At 67.4% G+C, this 1154-nt stretch carries 2 protein-coding genes; both read right to left on the bottom strand.

Features of this window, described 5'->3' with window-relative positions:
* Positions 1–14 precede the first annotated feature (14 nt).
* Positions 15–551 carry a transposase gene (locus tag ABZX85_RS50485; protein ID WP_355885184.1) on the bottom strand — a complete coding sequence of 179 codons (537 nt, stop codon included), beginning with the start codon at positions 549–551 and terminating at the stop codon, positions 15–17.
* Entirely contained in the window at positions 548–1087 is a 540-nt protein-coding gene (locus ABZX85_RS50480) for a winged helix-turn-helix domain-containing protein (RefSeq protein ID WP_355885183.1), read from the bottom strand. The genes ABZX85_RS50485 and ABZX85_RS50480 overlap by 4 nt, the downstream gene beginning before the upstream one ends.
* Positions 1088–1154 lie beyond the last annotated feature (67 nt).

Raw genomic sequence — 1154 nt, 5'->3', positions numbered from 1 at the left:
TACTGAGCTTGAACTCATGATGTCGTTGGGGTGAGGGATAGTCCGGTTCCGGCGAGGCATCCGTCGATGAGGTGGGGGCGGTACTGGATCTTTCGCATGCCGTGGCGGATGGTCTGTATGAGGTGTTCGGGGGTGGTGAAGGCGGTGTTGGAGAGCCAGCCGCGCCGCAGCAGGGACCAGATGCCCTCGACGGGGTTGAGGTCGGGGGCGTAGGCGGGCAGCTGGTAGACGGTCAGCCAGTCCTGCCGGGCGATGAACTGCCGCATACCGTGGGCGAGATGGACGTTGAGGTTGTCCCAGACCAGCACGATCGGCCCGCCGAGCTGGGTATGAGCGGTGATGAGCAGGTCGCGGTAGTCGGTCCAGGCGAAGCTCTTGCGTCCGTCGCGCCGGCCGTCGTCACGGCGCGGCCGGTAGATCAGCCGGGAGCGTTCACCGGGCTTGTAGCAGGTCAGGGCGGCGATGGAGATACGGCGCCGCGAGCGGCCGCGCACCCGGATGACGGGGGTGTGGCCACGCCGGGCCCAGGTGCGGGCGGTCGGCGGCGTCATCGAGAAGCCGGACTCGTCCTCGAAGACGATCCATGCCCCGAGCGCCGCCGCGGTGCTTCCACCTGCGGCCAGGTCTCCTTCACCCAGCCACAGATCGCCTCCTCATCCCGTTCGATCGCTCTCCTTGCTGGGATCTGGCAGGAGAAGCCGTGCCGGATCAGCAGCTTGCGCACCCCTTGCAGGGTGTAGCTCTTGTGGAACCGACGGCCGATCACCGTCTTGACCCTCGACAGCGTCCACCGCTGATCCGGCCAGCCGTGCGCGACCGGCCCCTTGGCCAACTCCGCCTCCAGCTGCGCGAACTGGACCTCACTCAGCCGCGGTGGCGAGGCCGAACCCGCCGACCGGAGCGCCCGCGGGCCGCCCTTGTCCCAGGACCTGCGCCACCGCTGCACCGACCGGACGCTGACGCGTAACTCCTTCGCGATCACCGAACTCGGCTCACCCACAGCGAACCGCTCGGCCGCCCTCAACCTGATCCCCTCACGGAACTGCCGGCGCTCATCCGACAGACCACCGCCCTGCGCATACCTCATAACAGACGGCGTACCGCGAGGATCAAGCTCTGTCAGCAGCTACGACAACCCGAGTTCAAACTCAGTA

The sequence above is a fragment of the Streptomyces sp. NPDC004539 genome (assembly GCF_040610055.1).
In the GTDB taxonomy this organism is placed as follows: domain Bacteria; phylum Actinomycetota; class Actinomycetes; order Streptomycetales; family Streptomycetaceae; genus Streptomyces.
This window is presented reverse-complemented; position numbering and strand designations above follow the sequence as displayed.